Origin of the sequence: Streptomyces sp. NPDC057654, assembly GCF_042800135.1 — a bacterium.
Lineage (GTDB): Bacteria > Actinomycetota > Actinomycetes > Streptomycetales > Streptomycetaceae > Streptomyces.
Genome location: NZ_JBHVHQ010000134.1, coordinates 1 through 13,757 on the forward strand (window position 1 = coordinate 1; position 13,757 = coordinate 13,757).

The 13,757-nt window shown below is 70.2% G+C and carries 15 protein-coding genes; 2 read left to right on the forward strand and 13 right to left on the reverse strand.

Annotated elements, in window-relative coordinates; all coding sequences use genetic code 11:
* Positions 1 to 28: 28 nt before the first annotated feature.
* Both ACFU99_RS13495 and ACFU99_RS13500 read right to left on the reverse strand, forming a co-directional pair.
* A complete protein-coding gene (locus ACFU99_RS13495) occupies positions 29 to 772 on the reverse strand; it encodes an ABC transporter permease (RefSeq protein WP_384390319.1) in 744 nt (247 codons plus the stop codon).
* Positions 772 to 1,455 carry an ABC transporter permease gene (locus ACFU99_RS13500; protein ID WP_384390321.1) on the reverse strand — a complete coding sequence of 228 codons (684 nt, stop codon included), beginning with the start codon at positions 1,453 to 1,455 and terminating at the stop codon, positions 772 to 774. The genes ACFU99_RS13495 and ACFU99_RS13500 overlap by 1 nt, the downstream gene beginning before the upstream one ends.
* 128 nt (positions 1,456 to 1,583) lie before the next feature.
* On the opposite strand from ACFU99_RS13500, the gene ACFU99_RS13505 reads away from it, so the two are divergent.
* A complete protein-coding gene (locus tag ACFU99_RS13505; protein ID WP_384390324.1) occupies positions 1,584 to 2,753 on the forward strand; it encodes a betaine/proline/choline family ABC transporter ATP-binding protein in 1,170 nt (389 codons plus the stop codon).
* A 125-nt stretch (positions 2,754 to 2,878) separates the two neighbouring features.
* On the opposite strand, the gene ACFU99_RS13510 is transcribed toward ACFU99_RS13505, so the two are convergent.
* The 6 genes from ACFU99_RS13510 to ACFU99_RS13535 all read right to left on the reverse strand — a co-directional run bounded on the left by ACFU99_RS13510 (position 2,879) and on the right by ACFU99_RS13535 (position 8,044).
* The gene (locus tag ACFU99_RS13510; RefSeq protein WP_384390326.1) at positions 2,879 to 3,370 is read right to left on the reverse strand and encodes a DUF3180 domain-containing protein; all 492 of its coding nucleotides are present in this window, start codon (positions 3,368 to 3,370) and stop codon (positions 2,879 to 2,881) included.
* Between the two features lie 110 nt (positions 3,371 to 3,480).
* Positions 3,481 to 4,074: a 2-amino-4-hydroxy-6-hydroxymethyldihydropteridine diphosphokinase gene (folK, locus tag ACFU99_RS13515; RefSeq protein ID WP_384390330.1), complete on the reverse strand. Its 594-nt coding sequence runs from the start codon at positions 4,072 to 4,074 to the stop codon at positions 3,481 to 3,483.
* Positions 4,071 to 4,430: a dihydroneopterin aldolase gene (gene folB, locus ACFU99_RS13520; protein ID WP_030880511.1), complete on the reverse strand. Its 360-nt coding sequence runs from the start codon at positions 4,428 to 4,430 to the stop codon at positions 4,071 to 4,073. The genes folK and folB overlap by 4 nt, the downstream gene beginning before the upstream one ends.
* A 322-nt stretch (positions 4,431 to 4,752) precedes the next feature.
* Positions 4,753 to 5,259 carry a nuclear transport factor 2 family protein gene (locus tag ACFU99_RS13525; protein WP_384390333.1) on the reverse strand — a complete coding sequence of 169 codons (507 nt, stop codon included), beginning with the start codon at positions 5,257 to 5,259 and terminating at the stop codon, positions 4,753 to 4,755.
* Positions 5,256 to 6,143 carry a dihydropteroate synthase gene (gene folP, locus ACFU99_RS13530; protein WP_384390336.1) on the reverse strand — a complete coding sequence of 296 codons (888 nt, stop codon included), beginning with the start codon at positions 6,141 to 6,143 and terminating at the stop codon, positions 5,256 to 5,258. The genes ACFU99_RS13525 and folP overlap by 4 nt, the downstream gene beginning before the upstream one ends.
* A 29-nt stretch (positions 6,144 to 6,172) precedes the next feature.
* Positions 6,173 to 8,044: a phosphatidylglycerol lysyltransferase domain-containing protein gene (locus ACFU99_RS13535; RefSeq protein WP_384390339.1), complete on the reverse strand. Its 1,872-nt coding sequence runs from the start codon at positions 8,042 to 8,044 to the stop codon at positions 6,173 to 6,175.
* A gap of 174 nt (positions 8,045 to 8,218) precedes the next feature.
* Here ACFU99_RS13535 and ACFU99_RS13540 point away from each other — a divergent pair, with 174 nt between their 5' ends.
* A complete protein-coding gene (locus tag ACFU99_RS13540) occupies positions 8,219 to 9,334 on the forward strand; it encodes an alpha/beta hydrolase (protein WP_384390342.1) in 1,116 nt (371 codons plus the stop codon).
* Here the strand turns inward: ACFU99_RS13540 and ACFU99_RS13545 are convergent.
* The 5 genes from ACFU99_RS13545 to ACFU99_RS13565 form a co-directional block, all read right to left on the reverse strand.
* Positions 9,324 to 9,449 carry a hypothetical protein gene (locus ACFU99_RS13545; protein ID WP_384390344.1) on the reverse strand — a complete coding sequence of 42 codons (126 nt, stop codon included), beginning with the start codon at positions 9,447 to 9,449 and terminating at the stop codon, positions 9,324 to 9,326. The two genes, ACFU99_RS13540 and ACFU99_RS13545, sit on opposite strands and share 11 nt — an antisense overlap.
* Before the next feature lie 276 nt (positions 9,450 to 9,725).
* Entirely contained in the window at positions 9,726 to 10,331 is a 606-nt protein-coding gene (gene folE / locus ACFU99_RS13550) for a GTP cyclohydrolase I FolE (protein WP_362162549.1), read from the reverse strand.
* A 113-nt stretch (positions 10,332 to 10,444) separates the two neighbouring features.
* Positions 10,445 to 12,442: an ATP-dependent zinc metalloprotease FtsH gene (ftsH, locus tag ACFU99_RS13555; RefSeq protein WP_384390348.1), complete on the reverse strand. Its 1,998-nt coding sequence runs from the start codon at positions 12,440 to 12,442 to the stop codon at positions 10,445 to 10,447.
* Between the two features lie 255 nt (positions 12,443 to 12,697).
* Positions 12,698 to 13,237 (reverse strand): hypoxanthine phosphoribosyltransferase, encoded by a 540-nt coding sequence (gene hpt / locus ACFU99_RS13560; RefSeq protein WP_030880520.1) that lies wholly within the window; start codon positions 13,235 to 13,237, stop codon positions 12,698 to 12,700.
* 79 nt (positions 13,238 to 13,316) lie between these two features.
* Positions 13,317 to 13,757 (reverse strand): TilS substrate-binding domain-containing protein (locus tag ACFU99_RS13565; RefSeq protein WP_384390351.1); only part of this gene is annotated, 441 nt, incomplete at its 5' end.

The following is a 13,757-nucleotide window of genomic DNA, read 5'->3' on the forward strand; positions in this document are numbered from 1 at the left end:
GTCTGTGGGAAGCCGCGCGCAGCGCGGCTCAGGTGAGTTCGAGGCTCTTGGGGGCCGTGGGCGCCTGGTCCGCCGGGGGCCGCTCGGCCGGGCCGGCGCGGCGGCCGGCGCGCCGCCGCATCGGGTCCAGGACCCGCGTCAGCACCACGAACGCGCCCTCCACCAGCAGCGCCAGCCCCGCCACCAGCACCGCGCCGGCCACCACCTGCGGGGTGTCGGTCAGCCGGAAGCCGGCCGTGATGATCCGGCCCAGCCCGCCGCCGCCGGGCAGCGCGGCGAGCGTCGCCGTGGCCACGACCTGCACGGCCGCGGTCCGTACGCCCGTCATGATCAGCGGAAAGGCGAGCGGCAGCTCCACCCGCCCGACGAGCTGACGCCCCGACATGCCCATGCCGCGCGCCGCCTCGACCACATCGCGGTCCACCTCGCGCATGCCCACGTACGCGTTGGTCAGCAGCGGCGGGATCGCGAACAGCACCAGCGCGATGATCGTCGGCCAGGAGCCGTGCGTGCCCAGCGGGCTGAGCAGCAGCAGGACCAGCACGGCGAAGGTCGGCACCGCGCGCCCCGCGTTCGAGATGTTCACCGCGACGGCCCCGCCCCGGCCCAGGTGCCCGAGCACCAGGGCGATGGGGAGCGCGATGGCGCACGAGATCACCAGGCAGGCCGCGGTCAGGAAGAGATGCTGGCCGAGCCGGTGCCATACGCCGTCCGCGCCGCTCCAGTGCGCCCCCGTGGCGAGCCAGGTCCACGCGTCCCCGATGACGCCCATCAGGTCTTCACCTTCCGCCGCTTGCGCGTCCAGGGGGTCAGCAGCCGCTGCACTCCCAGCAGCGCGAGATCGGCGACGACGGCGAGCGCCACGCACAGCACGGACGCGGTGAGCACCTGCGCCTTGAAGAAGCTGCGCATGCCTTCATAAATGAGATTTCCGAGGCCGCCGTATCCGATGATGGCGCCGACCGTGGTCAGCGAGACGGTGGATACCGTGGTGATCCGCAGACCCGCCATCACCGCGGGCAGCGCGAGCGGCAGTTCCACCTCGAAGAGCAGCCGCAGCGGTCCGTATCCCATGCCGCGCGCCGCTTCCCGCGCCTCTTCCGGCACCGACGCCAGCCCCGCCAATATGTTGCGCACGAGAATCGTCAGGGAATACAGCACGAGGCCCGTCACCACGACGGCCACGGACACCCCGAAAACGGGCAGCAGCAGCGAGAACATCGCCAATGACGGGACCGTGTACAGAATCGTCGTCAGCCCGAGCACCGGCCCCGACACCGCCCGCCATCTGCGCGCCAGCAGCGCCAGCGGAAATGCGACGAGCAGCCCGATGGCCACCGATCCGAGCGTGATGCCGATGTGCTGGAGCGTCGCGTCCGTCAGCTCCGCCCACCGCGTCCGTACATATTCGCCGCAGATCCACTCATTGGCGATAAGGCAGTTCTGGTCGGCCATGCGCTCTCACCCCCTCTGGCCCTCGGCCGTCGATTCCTGGCGACCCTATCCCCGAGCACTGACATTCGCCTCCGGCCGCCACACAGCCGCAACAATGTCCGTCAGGAGTACGGACACAATGGGGAGCCATGATCCGATTCGAGCACGTCACCAAGCGCTATGCCGACGGCACGACCGCCGTGGACGATCTGTCCTTCGAGGTCGCGGAGGGCGAGCTGGTCACGCTCGTCGGGCCGTCCGGCTGCGGCAAGACCACCACCATGAAAATGGTCAACCGCCTCATCGAGCCGACCAGCGGACACATCTATCTGGACGGCAGCGACATTTCGACGGTCGACCCCGTCGAATTGCGCCGCCGTATCGGATATGTCATCCAGCAGGTCGGCCTCTTCCCCCACAAGACGGTCCTCGACAACACCGCGACCGTTCCGCATCTGCTGGGCTGGCAGCGCAAGAAGGCGCGCGCCCGCGCCGCCGAACTGCTGGAACTCGTCGGACTCGATCCGTCCGTATTCGGCGACCGCTATCCGGACCAGCTCTCCGGCGGCCAGCGGCAGCGCGTCGGCGTGGCCCGCGCGCTCGCCGCCGACCCGCCCGTACTGCTGATGGACGAGCCCTTCGGCGCGGTCGACCCGGTCGTCCGCGAGCACCTCCAGAACGAGTTCCTGCGCCTCCAGTCCCAGGTGCGCAAGACCGTGTTGTTCGTCACCCACGACATCGAGGAGGCGGTGCGGCTCGGCGACCGCATCGCGGTGTACGGGCAGGGGCGCATCGAGCAGTTCGACCCGCCGACGACGGTGCTGGGCGCGCCCGCGACGCCGTACGTGGCCGACTTCGTCGGCGCGGACCGCGGCCTGAAGCGGCTGTCCGTCACGCCGATCGAGCCCGGCGACCTCGTCCAGCCGCCGGTGGTGCACCTGAACGACCCGCTGCCGGACGCCGCGGCCCGGCTCACGGCCGCCGACCCGGAGGCCCGCTGGGCGGTCGTCCTGGACGACGCGGACCACCTGCACGGCTGGGTCTCGGCGGACGCCCTCACCGGCAGCGGCTCGGTCCGCGACCACTCCCGCCGCATGGCGGCGTGGCTGCCCGTGGGCGCGTCCCTGAAGCAGGCGTTCAGCACGATGCTCCAGCACGACGCGGGCTGGATCGCCGTCCTCGACGGGGAGGGCGCCGACCACTTCCTGGGCGTCCTCACCCCGGCCCGCCTCCACGAGGCGCTGCGGCGCTCCATCGACGCGGACGCCAAGGGGCGGGCACGCGAGGACGTGGAGCTGGAGACGGTCTCGGAGGCGTAGGCGTAGGCGGTACGGGCGCGGGGCCGGAGGCGCCTGTACGGACCTCCAGCCGCCCGTACAGGCGGGTTTCACGGACGTACGGGCTGCGCCGTGCGGGCGTCCTCGCGCGGCTGCCCGCGCGGCCCCTACGCCCGAGCCGCCCCGCCCCCCTCGTCCTCGTCATCGTCGTCCGGCAGCTTGCACACCCGCTCCATGAAGAACGCCGCCGCCACCACGCAGATCCCCGCGACCACCGAGACCCCGGCGTAGATCGCCTGGTCGCGGCGGGCCGTCACATCCAGCCCGTCCATCCACAGGAAAACGCCCGTGCCGCCGTACATCCCCGCGACCAGGGCCGCGACCAGCGCGCTGGCCTGGCCGAAGACGACCGCGCGGGCGGCCACCAGCGGGTCGACGCCCTTGGCGCCGGGGCGCCGTTCGCGCTGGGCGCGCAGCCGCGCGCGGAGCGACAGGGCCGTCGCCGCCAGCACCACGGCGATCACCGCGAGCACGATCGGCGCCGCCACCGGAACCTTCGGCAGCGTCCCGACCGAGTCCCACAACCGGGCGCCGGCCCACGACAGCACTCCGGCCGCGGCGAACAGCCCGACCAGCACACTCACCCGTAGTTGCTTCACCGAGCGGTCGACCCCTCATGTCCTCTTGCGTACGTACGTCAGCGCGCGGAGCCCCCGGAGCGCCGGCAACCGCCGCCCATGGCCCCGTACGCCCCACAACCGGCCAACGCCTACTCCGGCAGCCTGAGTTCCAGGTCCACCCGGGGCTCGACGCCGGCGCGGCCGACCTCGGCCAGCAGCTCCGCCACCGCGCCACGGCCCGGAACAACTGCCTCCGGGTCCACGTCGTACCACGGCACGAGCACGAAGGCCCGCTCGTGCGCGCGCGGGTGCGGCAGCGTCAGCAACGGGTCGTCCGAGACGACCTCCTGATACGACACGATGTCCACATCGATCGTCCGCGGCCCCCACCGCTCGTCGCGCACCCGCTCGAAGGCCTCTTCAATGGCGTGCCCGCGCTCCAGCAGCGACGACGGCGGCAGCGTCGTCTTGATCAGCACGACCGCGTTGTAATACGAGGACTGCGTCCCCGGCTCGACGCCCCACGGCTCGGTCTCGTACACCGGGGAGACGGCCTTGACCCGCAGGCCCGGCGTGTCCCCCAGCGCGTCCACGGCGCCCTGAAGCGTCTCCAGGCGGTTGCCCAGATTGCTCCCCAGGGAGACCACGGCCCATTTGGGATTGCTCAACGTCACATCAGCGGCGTCCACCCGCTCCACCACGGAGGTGGGCACTGGCTGCACCGTCGGATCGCTCTTGCTCATACTCGGCTCCGGGAGATCGTGATCGTCACGTCGTCGAACGGCACGGTGATCGGGGCGTCCGGCTTGTGGACGACTACCTCCACCTCCCGCACCACGTCGTGCTTGAGGCACTGCTGGGCGATGCGCTCGGCGAGCGTCTCGATGAGGTCCACCGGGTCGCCCTCGACGACCGCCACGACCTCCTCGGCCACCACGCCGTAATGCACGGTCTTCGTCAGGTCGTCGTCGGCCGCGGCGGGGCGGGTGTCCAGACTCAGCACCAGGTCGACGATGAAGGTCTGGCCCTCCTCGCGCTCACGGGGGAACACCCCATGGTGCCCGCGGGCCTTCAAGCCGCGCAGCGCGACACGATCCACACGAATCACTCCTGCTGGTCGTCGGTATGCGGGCGGCGGACCGGCTGTCGCCGGCCCGCTCCCACCGTTCGAATCTACCTGCGAGCACTGACAGCACCCGCCCGCGGGTGCTATGGACAGGCGGCCCCCACGGTGCTAGTGCCTGACCTACAAGGCTCCCGCCGCGCTTACCCCAGTACCCCGGATCCCACCCCTACCCCGCCGCCAAGCACCTCGAACGAGTGGCCACAGCACTCTCACACTGACTCGCCGCGCTGACCGGTCACACCGGCTCCCACCAGGCCGGACAGGGCGAACACAGCAACCGGACAGGGTGAACACCTCAAGAGGACGGCTGGGCGGGCCCCTCGGGACCGGAGCCGTCGGCGCTATCAGTGCCCTCGGCATCCCCGTCGTCCGCGCTGCCCGCCAGCACCGGCGAGCCGTGGTGCGACCAGACCTTCCAGCCGTCGGCGGAGCGTCTGAAGACGTTCGTCGCCACGACCAACTGGCCCACCAGCGGCCCCAGCGCGCCGTCCTCCTCCGCCGGACCGCCGCTGAGGATGTTCTCCGTGCACGTCACCAGCGCCATGTCGCCGGCCACCTGCACATCGACGTCCGTGAGGAAGAACTGGATGTACTCGGTGCTCGCCATGATCAGCGCGTACGAGCGGAGCACCTCGCCCCGCCCCCGCAGCACCGGCCACCCCGGATGCACGCACACCACGTCGAAGTACTCGTCGTCCAGCCACAGCCCTTCCATGGCCGTCTGGTCGCCGCGCTCCATCGCCTCGTACAGCGCGGTGTTCGCCAGCTCGACCAGCTCGCTGTCCGTCGGCGCGGAAGTCACACGGCCCCCTCGGCGCCGCGGGCCCCGGCGCCCTCGATCGCGCGCGCCACCCGCACCGCGTCCGCGCTCGCCCGCACCTCGTGCACCCGCACCGCCCAGGCGCCCTCACGCGCCGCGAGCGCCGTGACCGCGGCCGTCGCCGCGTCCCGCTCCCGCGCCGGCGGCGGGCTGCCCTCGCCCCCGGCCAGTACGCGCCCCAGGAACCGCTTACGGGAGGCGGCCACCAGCATCGGGCGGCCCAGCTCCGCACAGAGCCGGGACAGCCCCGCCACCAGCCGCAGATCGTGGTCGGCGGCCTTGGCGAAGCCCAGCCCCGGGTCGACGACCAGCCGGTCCGGCTCGACGCCGCCCGCGACCACCGCGTCCATCCGCTCGCGCAGCTCCGCGAGCACCTCGCCGACCACGTCCCCGTACACGGCCCGGCTGTTCATGTCCTTGCTGAAGCCGCGCCAGTGCATCACCACGAACGGCACCCCCGCCGTGGCCACCACCGGCACCATCGCCGGGTCCGCGAGACCGCCGCTCACATCGTTGACGAGCACCGCCCCCGCGGCGACCGCGGCCTCCGCGACCGAGGCCCGCATGGTGTCCACGGACACCACCACGCCCTCGGCCGCCAGCCCGCGCACCACCGGGACGACCCGGCGCAGCTCCTCGTCCTCCGGTACGCGCGAGGCGCCCGGCCGGGTGGACTCGCCGCCCACGTCGACCAGGTCCGCGCCCTCCGCGGCCAGGTCGAGGCCGCGCTTGACCGCCGCGTCCGTGTCGAACCAGCGACCGCCGTCCGAGAACGAGTCGGGCGTCACGTTCACCACGCCCATCACCGCACAGCGGTCCCACCGCGGCAGACCGACCGGACCGACTCGCCCTCGCAACGTACTCATGACTCCAGCCTAGGCCGGACGGCAGGAGCTCACGCCGCGCGGCGGGCCTCCGCGGGGGCCGCGACGGCCTCCAGCTCGTGCGCGCAGGGCTTCTCCTTGGCCGCCCCCGCGCCGCCCCGCCGCCACGGCCGCGGCAGCGCCAGCGTCACGAACCCCTCCGCCTGCATCATCGCGAAGCCGATGCGCGGCAGGTCCCGGTTGTTCGGGAAGACCACGAAGCGCGGCTCCCAGCGCGGCCGGAACTTCTCGTTGAACTTGTACAGCGACTCGATCTGGAACCAGCGCGAGAGGAACACCAGCACCCCGCGCTGCACCCGCGCCACCGGGCCGGCGCCCAGCTTGCCGCCGCGCTCCAGGGCGGCGCGGAAGAACGCGAAGTTCAGCGACACCCGCTTGATCTTCAGCTCGGGCGCGGCCTGGAGGAAGGCGACGATGAGCAGCTCGTTCATGCCGGGGTCGGCGCTCCGGTCGCGGCGCATCAGCTCCAGGGACATACCGTCCGGGCCCCATGGCACGAAGTGCTGCATGGCCTTGAGGTCCCCGTGCGGACCGGCCTCCTCGCCGTCCTCCGGCGCCTTGTGGGCGGTGGCGATGATCGCGTCGAGGTCCTTCGGGTCGCCGATCCGGCCCAGCGCCATGGAGAAGCCGCGCTCGGTCTCCGTGTCGCGCCAGGCCTCGGCCGCGCGCTGTACGGTCGCCAGCTCGTCGGCGTCCAGATCGCCGACCCGGCGCACCTTGGTGATGTAGCCGTTGCGCTCGATGCGCTTGACCATCTGGCGGACGTTGCGCATGGAGCGGCCGGTCAGGGTGAAATCCGCCACATCGACGATCGCCTCGTCGCCCATCTCCAGGGCGTCCAGGCCGGTCTCGCGGGTCCAGACCTCGCCGCCGGTCTCGCTGCACCCGGCGACCGCGGGGGTCCAGGAGTGGCGCCTGGCCTGCTCCATGAACTGCTCGATGGCACCGGGCCAGGCCTCGACGTCGCCGATCGGGTCGCCGCTGGCGAGCATCACGCCGGAGACCACGCGGTAGGAGACGGCGGCCTTGCCGCTGGGCGAGAAGACCACGCTCTTGTCGCGGCGCAGCGCGAAATGGCCGAGGGAGTCGCGGGCTCCGTGCTTGGCGAGCAGCTCGCGCAGCCGGTCCTCGTCCTCCTCGGTGAGGTGGGCGGTGGGGCGCTCCGGCCGGAAGGCCAGGTAGGCGGTGGTGGCCGCGGTGAGCAGGCCGAGCGCGCCCAGCGAGTAGCCCACGGTGTAGTCGACGCCGCCGTGGTACTGGACCGGCCCCTCGAAGCCGCAGAGCCCCCAGAGCACGTGCTCCAGCTGGGCGGTCAGCGAGGGGTCGCCGACGACCTGGTGGGGGTGCGAGCCGACGATCACGAAGCCGAGTACGACGCTGACGCCGCCGACGATGACGAAGTTGGCGAGCGCCTTCCAGCGGCTGCGGGGGTCCGGCAGGGCCTCGAAGGAGCCGCGGTGGCGTACGAGGTAGGCGAAGAGCAGCAGGGACAGGACGGCGCCGCTCACCGAGTGGCGGTAGATCATCTGCGCCGCGGCGCCGATGGGGAGCAGCACGACGGCGGCGATCCACACCCGCCGTTTCGAGCGCTTGAGGCCGTGCGCCAGCATCAGCAGGACGACGCCGACGACGATGGACGCGGCGGCGGCGAGCTGGTTCACCGCGCCCGGCAGCACCTCCGCGAGCGCGTGCATCCGACTGTGCCGGAAGCGCGGGAACACCCCCGCGGCGACGTCCAGCAGTCCGATGAGGGCGGCTATCGTCCCGACGACCGTCGGTACGCGCTCCGGGCTCGGACCTCTCACCAGCCTCTTCAGTCCCGAGAGCCGCTGTGGCTCCGACGGAACCTCACTGGACTTTTTGCCATCTACCCTGACAGACATCTCTTCCCGTCGCCCTGTCGAGAGGACCTGCGCCCGTACGGCCGCAGCGCCCGGACATTTTGCGCTCAGTAGGACGTCGGTTTCGGGGTCTGGGTTCCAGCGGTGGGCCAGTCCTGGAAGAGAAGTAACCATTCCGCATCCGGGCGACCGGTGCGCTCGGCAGAAAGCACCTCGATGGGTCTCACCAGCAAGAAAGTTCTGCTGCTGGCCGTGATAGCGGCAGTAGTGCTCTTCGCCCTGACGATATGGCTGTGGCCGCGTCTGTCGAAGCGGAGCGTGCCCTCCATCTTCGCGCGTGTCGGCATGCTGCTGGCCACCCAGATCACGATGATCGCCGCGTTGGGACTCTTCGCCAACTACTCCTTCGGCTTCTACGCCTCCTGGGCCGACCTCTTCGGCCAGGAGCAGGCGCAGGGCGTGGTCGTAGACGTCAGCAAGGCCGCCGGCAAGGAGGTGCAGGTCGTCGGCACCCAGCAGGTGAACGTGCCGCGCGGCTCCGTACCGCGCGTGGCCGGCCGGATAGAGAAGGTCAACATCCAGGGCCAGGAGTCGAAGATCGCCAGCCCGGCGTTCGTGTACCTGCCGCCCGAGTACTTCCAGCCGCAGTACGCCAAGCGCAACTTTCCCGCATCCGTCGTTCTGACCGGCTACCCCGGCACAGCCGAAGCGCTGATCAAGGGCCTGCACTACCCGCAGACCGCGCACAAGCTCTCCAAGGAGGGCAAGATGCAGCCGACGATCCTGATCATGATGCGCCCGACGGTCGCCCCGCCGCGGGACACGGAGTGCATGGACATACCCCACGGTCCGCAGACGGAGACCTTCTTCACCAAGGACCTCCGCAAGGCCCTGGCCGAGCAGTACCGCATCGGCAAAAGCGCCAAGAGCTGGGGCATGATCGGCGACTCGACCGGTGGCTACTGCGCCCTCAAGCTGACCATGCGCCACCCGGAGGCGTACTCGACCGCCGGCGCCCTCTCGGCGTACTACAAGGCCCCGATCGACGCGACCACGGGCAGCCTCTTCGGCGGCAACAAGCAGCTGGAGAAGGAGAACAACCTGCTGTGGCGTCTCAAGCACAAGCCGACGCCGGAGGTCAACCTGCTGGTCACCAGCAGCAAGCAGGGCGAGCACAACTACAAGGACACCCTCAAGTTCATCGACGGCGTCAAGTCGTCCCCGGCCCACATCTCAAAGATCATCCTGGACACGGGCGGTCACAACTTCAACACCTGGCGCCGTGAGATATCCGGCGTCCTCCAGTGGCTGGGCAGCCGCCTCAGCGTCTGAGCGGCGCGCGGGTCGGGTGCCCGTTCACCAGGAACGAGGGATACGGGTCGAGCTCGTACATGTACAGCGTGTACGGCTTGGCCCCCGCAGCCGCCACCGGCCGGACCTCGTCCACGCGCACCTGCCCCGACTCGACAAGATCGACCGGATACCGCTCCCAACGGAACGGCCTCCTCCGGGGCCAGCTGTCCGCGATGTACAGATGCGATGCGCGTTTAGTGCTCGGCGTGCGCCTTACGGCCCACCGTGCCGTCCGCACACGACGTCCCGATCAGTAGCCGGTCCGCAGGACCGCGCGTACGCGACTCGGTTTGCACGCGGGCGTCCACTCGGCGCTGCCGCCCGCCGCGCGCGAAGCTCCGAGACCCACCCGCTGGCACTGACGGCCCCGCTACCGCGCGAGTATCAGGCTCATCGCCTCGGCGCGCGTCGTGGCGTCGCGCAGCTGGCCGCGGACCGCTGATGTCGTCGTCTTCGCGCCGGGCTTGCGGATGCCGCGCACCGACATGCACATGTGCTCGGCCTCGATGACGACGATCGCACCGCGCGCTTCGAGGATGCGCGTGAGGGAGTCGGCGATCTGAGTGGTCAGGCGCTCCTGCACCTGGGGCCGGCGGGCGTAGACGTCCACGAGCCGCGCCAGTTTCGAGAGCCCCGTGATCTTGCCGCTGACCGCGGGGATGTACCCGACGTGGGCCACACCGTGGAAGGGCAGGAGGTGGTGCTCGCACAGGCTCACGATCTCGATGTCCTTCACCAGGACCATCTCGTCGTGCCCCAGGTCGAAGGTCGTGGTCAGCACGTCCTCCGGCTCCTGCCTCAGCCCGGCCAGGATCTCCTTGTACGAACGCGCCACCCGAGCCGGCGTCTCCCGCAGCCCCTCCCGGTCCGGGTCCTCGCCGACCGCGATGAGCAGTTCCCGGACGGCGTTCTCCGCCCGCTTCTCGTCGAATTCGCCGACGGAGCGCTCGCCATCCAACGTCACCGGGTCGGTCATAGTGCTGCCTCGTTCCTTGTCCGTCAGCTCAGGGCACACAAGCGGGATGCCGCGCCCCCAGGCTAAAACCCTGGTGACGCGGCATCCATTCCGGGCCCCGTGGGGCTTCCGGGTCAGCTGTCCGGGCGGGTGTCCTCGGTGGGGAGGTCCACGCTCTCCACCGGCTGGGCGCCGTTGGACGGGGCCAGCTCCTTCGGGGAGAGGACCGGCGGGCGGGTCGACGGCGTGCGGCGCGACGAACCGGTCCAGGCGGGACGGTTCGGGCGCTTCACGATGTGCTTGAAGACCTCGGCGAGCTCCTCCTTGTTCAGCGTCTCCTTCTCCAGGAGCGTCAGAACCAGGTTGTCGAGGACGTCGCGGTTCTCGACCAGGATCTCCCACGCCTCGTTGTGCGCGGTCTCGATGAGCTTCTTGACTTCCTCGTCGACCAGCGCGGCGACCTCTTCGGAGTAGTCGCGCTGGTGACCCATCTCACGGCCCAGGAAGGGCTCGGAGTTGTCGGAGCCGAACTTGATCGCGCCGAGCCGCTCGGTCATGCCGTACTGCGTGACCATCGCGCGGGCGGTGGCCGTGGCCTTCTCGATGTCGTTCGCGGCGCCCGTGGTCGGGTCGTGGAAGACGAGCTCCTCCGCGGCGCGCCCGCCCAGCATGTACGCCAGCTGGTCGAGCATCTCGTTGCGCGTGGTGGAGTACTTGTCCTCCTCCGGCAGCACCATGGTGTAGCCGAGCGCCCGCCCGCGCGACAAGATCGTGATCTTGTGCACGGGGTCGGAGTTGGGCGAAGCCGCCGCGACCAGGGCGTGACCGCCCTCGTGGTACGCGGTGATCTTCTTTTCCTTGTCCGACATGATCCGGGTCCGCTTCTGCGGTCCGGCCACGACGCGGTCGATCGCCTCGTCCAGCGAGCTGTTGTCGATCAGCTTCTTGTCGCTGCGGGCCGTCAGCAGCGCGGCCTCGTTCAGCACGTTGGAGAGATCGGCGCCGGTGAAGCCGGGCGTGCGCCGGGCGACGGCCGACAGGTCGACGTCCGGGGCGACGGGCTTGCCCTTCTGGTGGACCTTGAGGATCTCCATACGGCCCTGCATGTCCGGGCGGTCGACCGCGATCTGCCGGTCGAAGCGGCCGGGGCGCAGCAGCGCCGGGTCGAGGATGTCCGGCCGGTTCGTGGCGGCGATCAGGATGACGCCGCCCTTCACGTCGAAGCCGTCCATCTCCACGAGCAGCTGGTTCAGCGTCTGCTCGCGCTCGTCGTGGCCGCCGCCGAGGCCCGCGCCGCGGTGCCGGCCGACGGCGTCGATCTCGTCGACGAAGACGATCGCCGGGGCGTTCGCCTTGGCCTGCTCGAACAGGTCGCGGACGCGCGAGGCGCCGACGCCGACGAACATCTCGACGAAGTCGGAGCCGGAGATCGAGTAGAACGGCACGCCCGCCTCGCCCGCGACGGCGCGCGCGAGCAGCGTCTTGCCCGTACCGGGCGGTCCGTACAGCAGGACGCCCTTGGGGATCTTGGCGCCGACGGCCTGGAACTTCGCCGGCTCCTGGAGGAACTCCTTGATCTCGTGGAGTTCCTCGACCGCCTCGTCCGACCCGGCGACGTCCGAGAACGTCGTCTTGGGGGTGTCCTTGGTGATCAGCTTCGCCTTCGACTTCCCGAAGTTCATGACTCGGGAGCCGCCGCCCTGCATCTGATTCATCAGGAACAGGAACACGACGACGATGAGGACGAAGGGAAGCAGCGAGAGCAGTACGCCGATGAACGGGTTCTGCTTCGATGTCGAGATGTTGTAGCCGTCCGAGATGCTGTTCGCCTCGGACTTGGACTGCAGCGTCTTGGCGAGGTCGACGCCCTGGTCGCCGATGTAGTTCGCCTGGATCTTGTCGCTGCCCTTGACCTTCTGGCCGTCCTTGAGCTGGACCTTGATCTTGTTCTCGTCACCGGTGGTCAGCTCGGCCGATTTCACCTGGTCCTTGTCGATCGCCTGCACGACCTGACTGGTGTCCACCGACTTGTAGCCGCCGGACGAGCCGACGACCTGCATCAACACGACCACGGCGAGGACGGCCAGCACGATCCACATGACCGGCCCACGGAAGTAGCGCTTCACGTCCATCCATACGGGGCGCGAGCGCCCCGTCCCTCCTGCCACAGTGAGGCACGGCAGCCCCTACGCGGGGGCGCCAGTGCGTGCGGTGATAGCTCGACCTTAGAAAAAGCTCGACCTTTGGAAATGACTGACCTTCGGACGGTACCCCAGCATTGTCACCCGACGCCGCCTCAGCCAGTCAACAAACCCGCCTTCCCATGCTCCAACGGCGGGATGCCGCAATGCGTTCCCCGCGCGCCGGAACGGTCCGGCCGGGCGTGCTCAGCCGCCGTATACGTGCGGCGCGAGCGTGCCGACGAACGGCAGGTTGCGGTACTTCTCGTCGAAGTCGAGGCCGTATCCGACCACGAACTCGTTGGGGATGTCGAAGCCCACCCACTTCACGTCGATGGCGACCTTGGCCGCCTCCGGCTTGCGCAGCAGAGTGACGACGTTCAGCGACGCCGGCTCGCGCGAGCCGAGGTTCGACAGCAGCCAGGACAGCGTCAGACCGGAGTCGATGATGTCCTCGACGATCAGAACGTGCTTGCCCTTGATGTCGGTGTCGAGGTCCTTGAGGATCCGTACGACGCCGGAGGACTGGGTGCCCGCGCCGTACGAGGACACCGCCATCCAGTCCATCGTGACCGGGGAGGACAGCGTACGCGCGAGGTCCGCCATGACCATGACGGCGCCCTTGAGCACGCCGACGATCAGCAGATCCTTGCCCGCGTACTCCGCGTCGATCTTCGCGGCCAGCTCCGCCAGCTTCGCGTCGATCTCTTCCTTGGTGATGAGCACCGACTTGAGGTCGGTGCCCATGTCCTTGTCGTCCACCCGCGCCACTCTCGCTCGATTCAGGCTCGTCCGGCTTGCCGAGGCCCGTTCGCGCGCACGCGAATCAGCCCTGCCGGATGACCAGTCTGCCACCCTGCCTGCGGACCATGACGCGGCCGGGGAGGTTGATGGCCCCCTGACCCCGCCATCCGGTGATCAGCCGGTCGACTTCCTCGATGTGCCGGGCGAAGAGCGAACCGGCCGGGGAGCCCGCCGAGATGGCCGCGCGGCGCAGCACCCGGCGGCGCACGGCGGCCGGGAGGCGGTAGAGCCGGGCGGTGTCGAGGTCGCCGCTCTCGGTCCGCACGGACGCCTCGGCGTCGGCGGCCCAGCCGTCCAGCGCGTCCGCGTCGTCGCGGGAGAGCTGCGCGGTACGGGCCAGCGCCTCGACGACGCCCTTGCCGAGCGCTTTCTCCAGGACCGGCAGCGCTTCGTGCCGCACGCGGGAGCGGGTGAAGGCGGGGTCCGCGTTCTGCGGGTCGTCCCATACGGGCAGGGCCTGGAC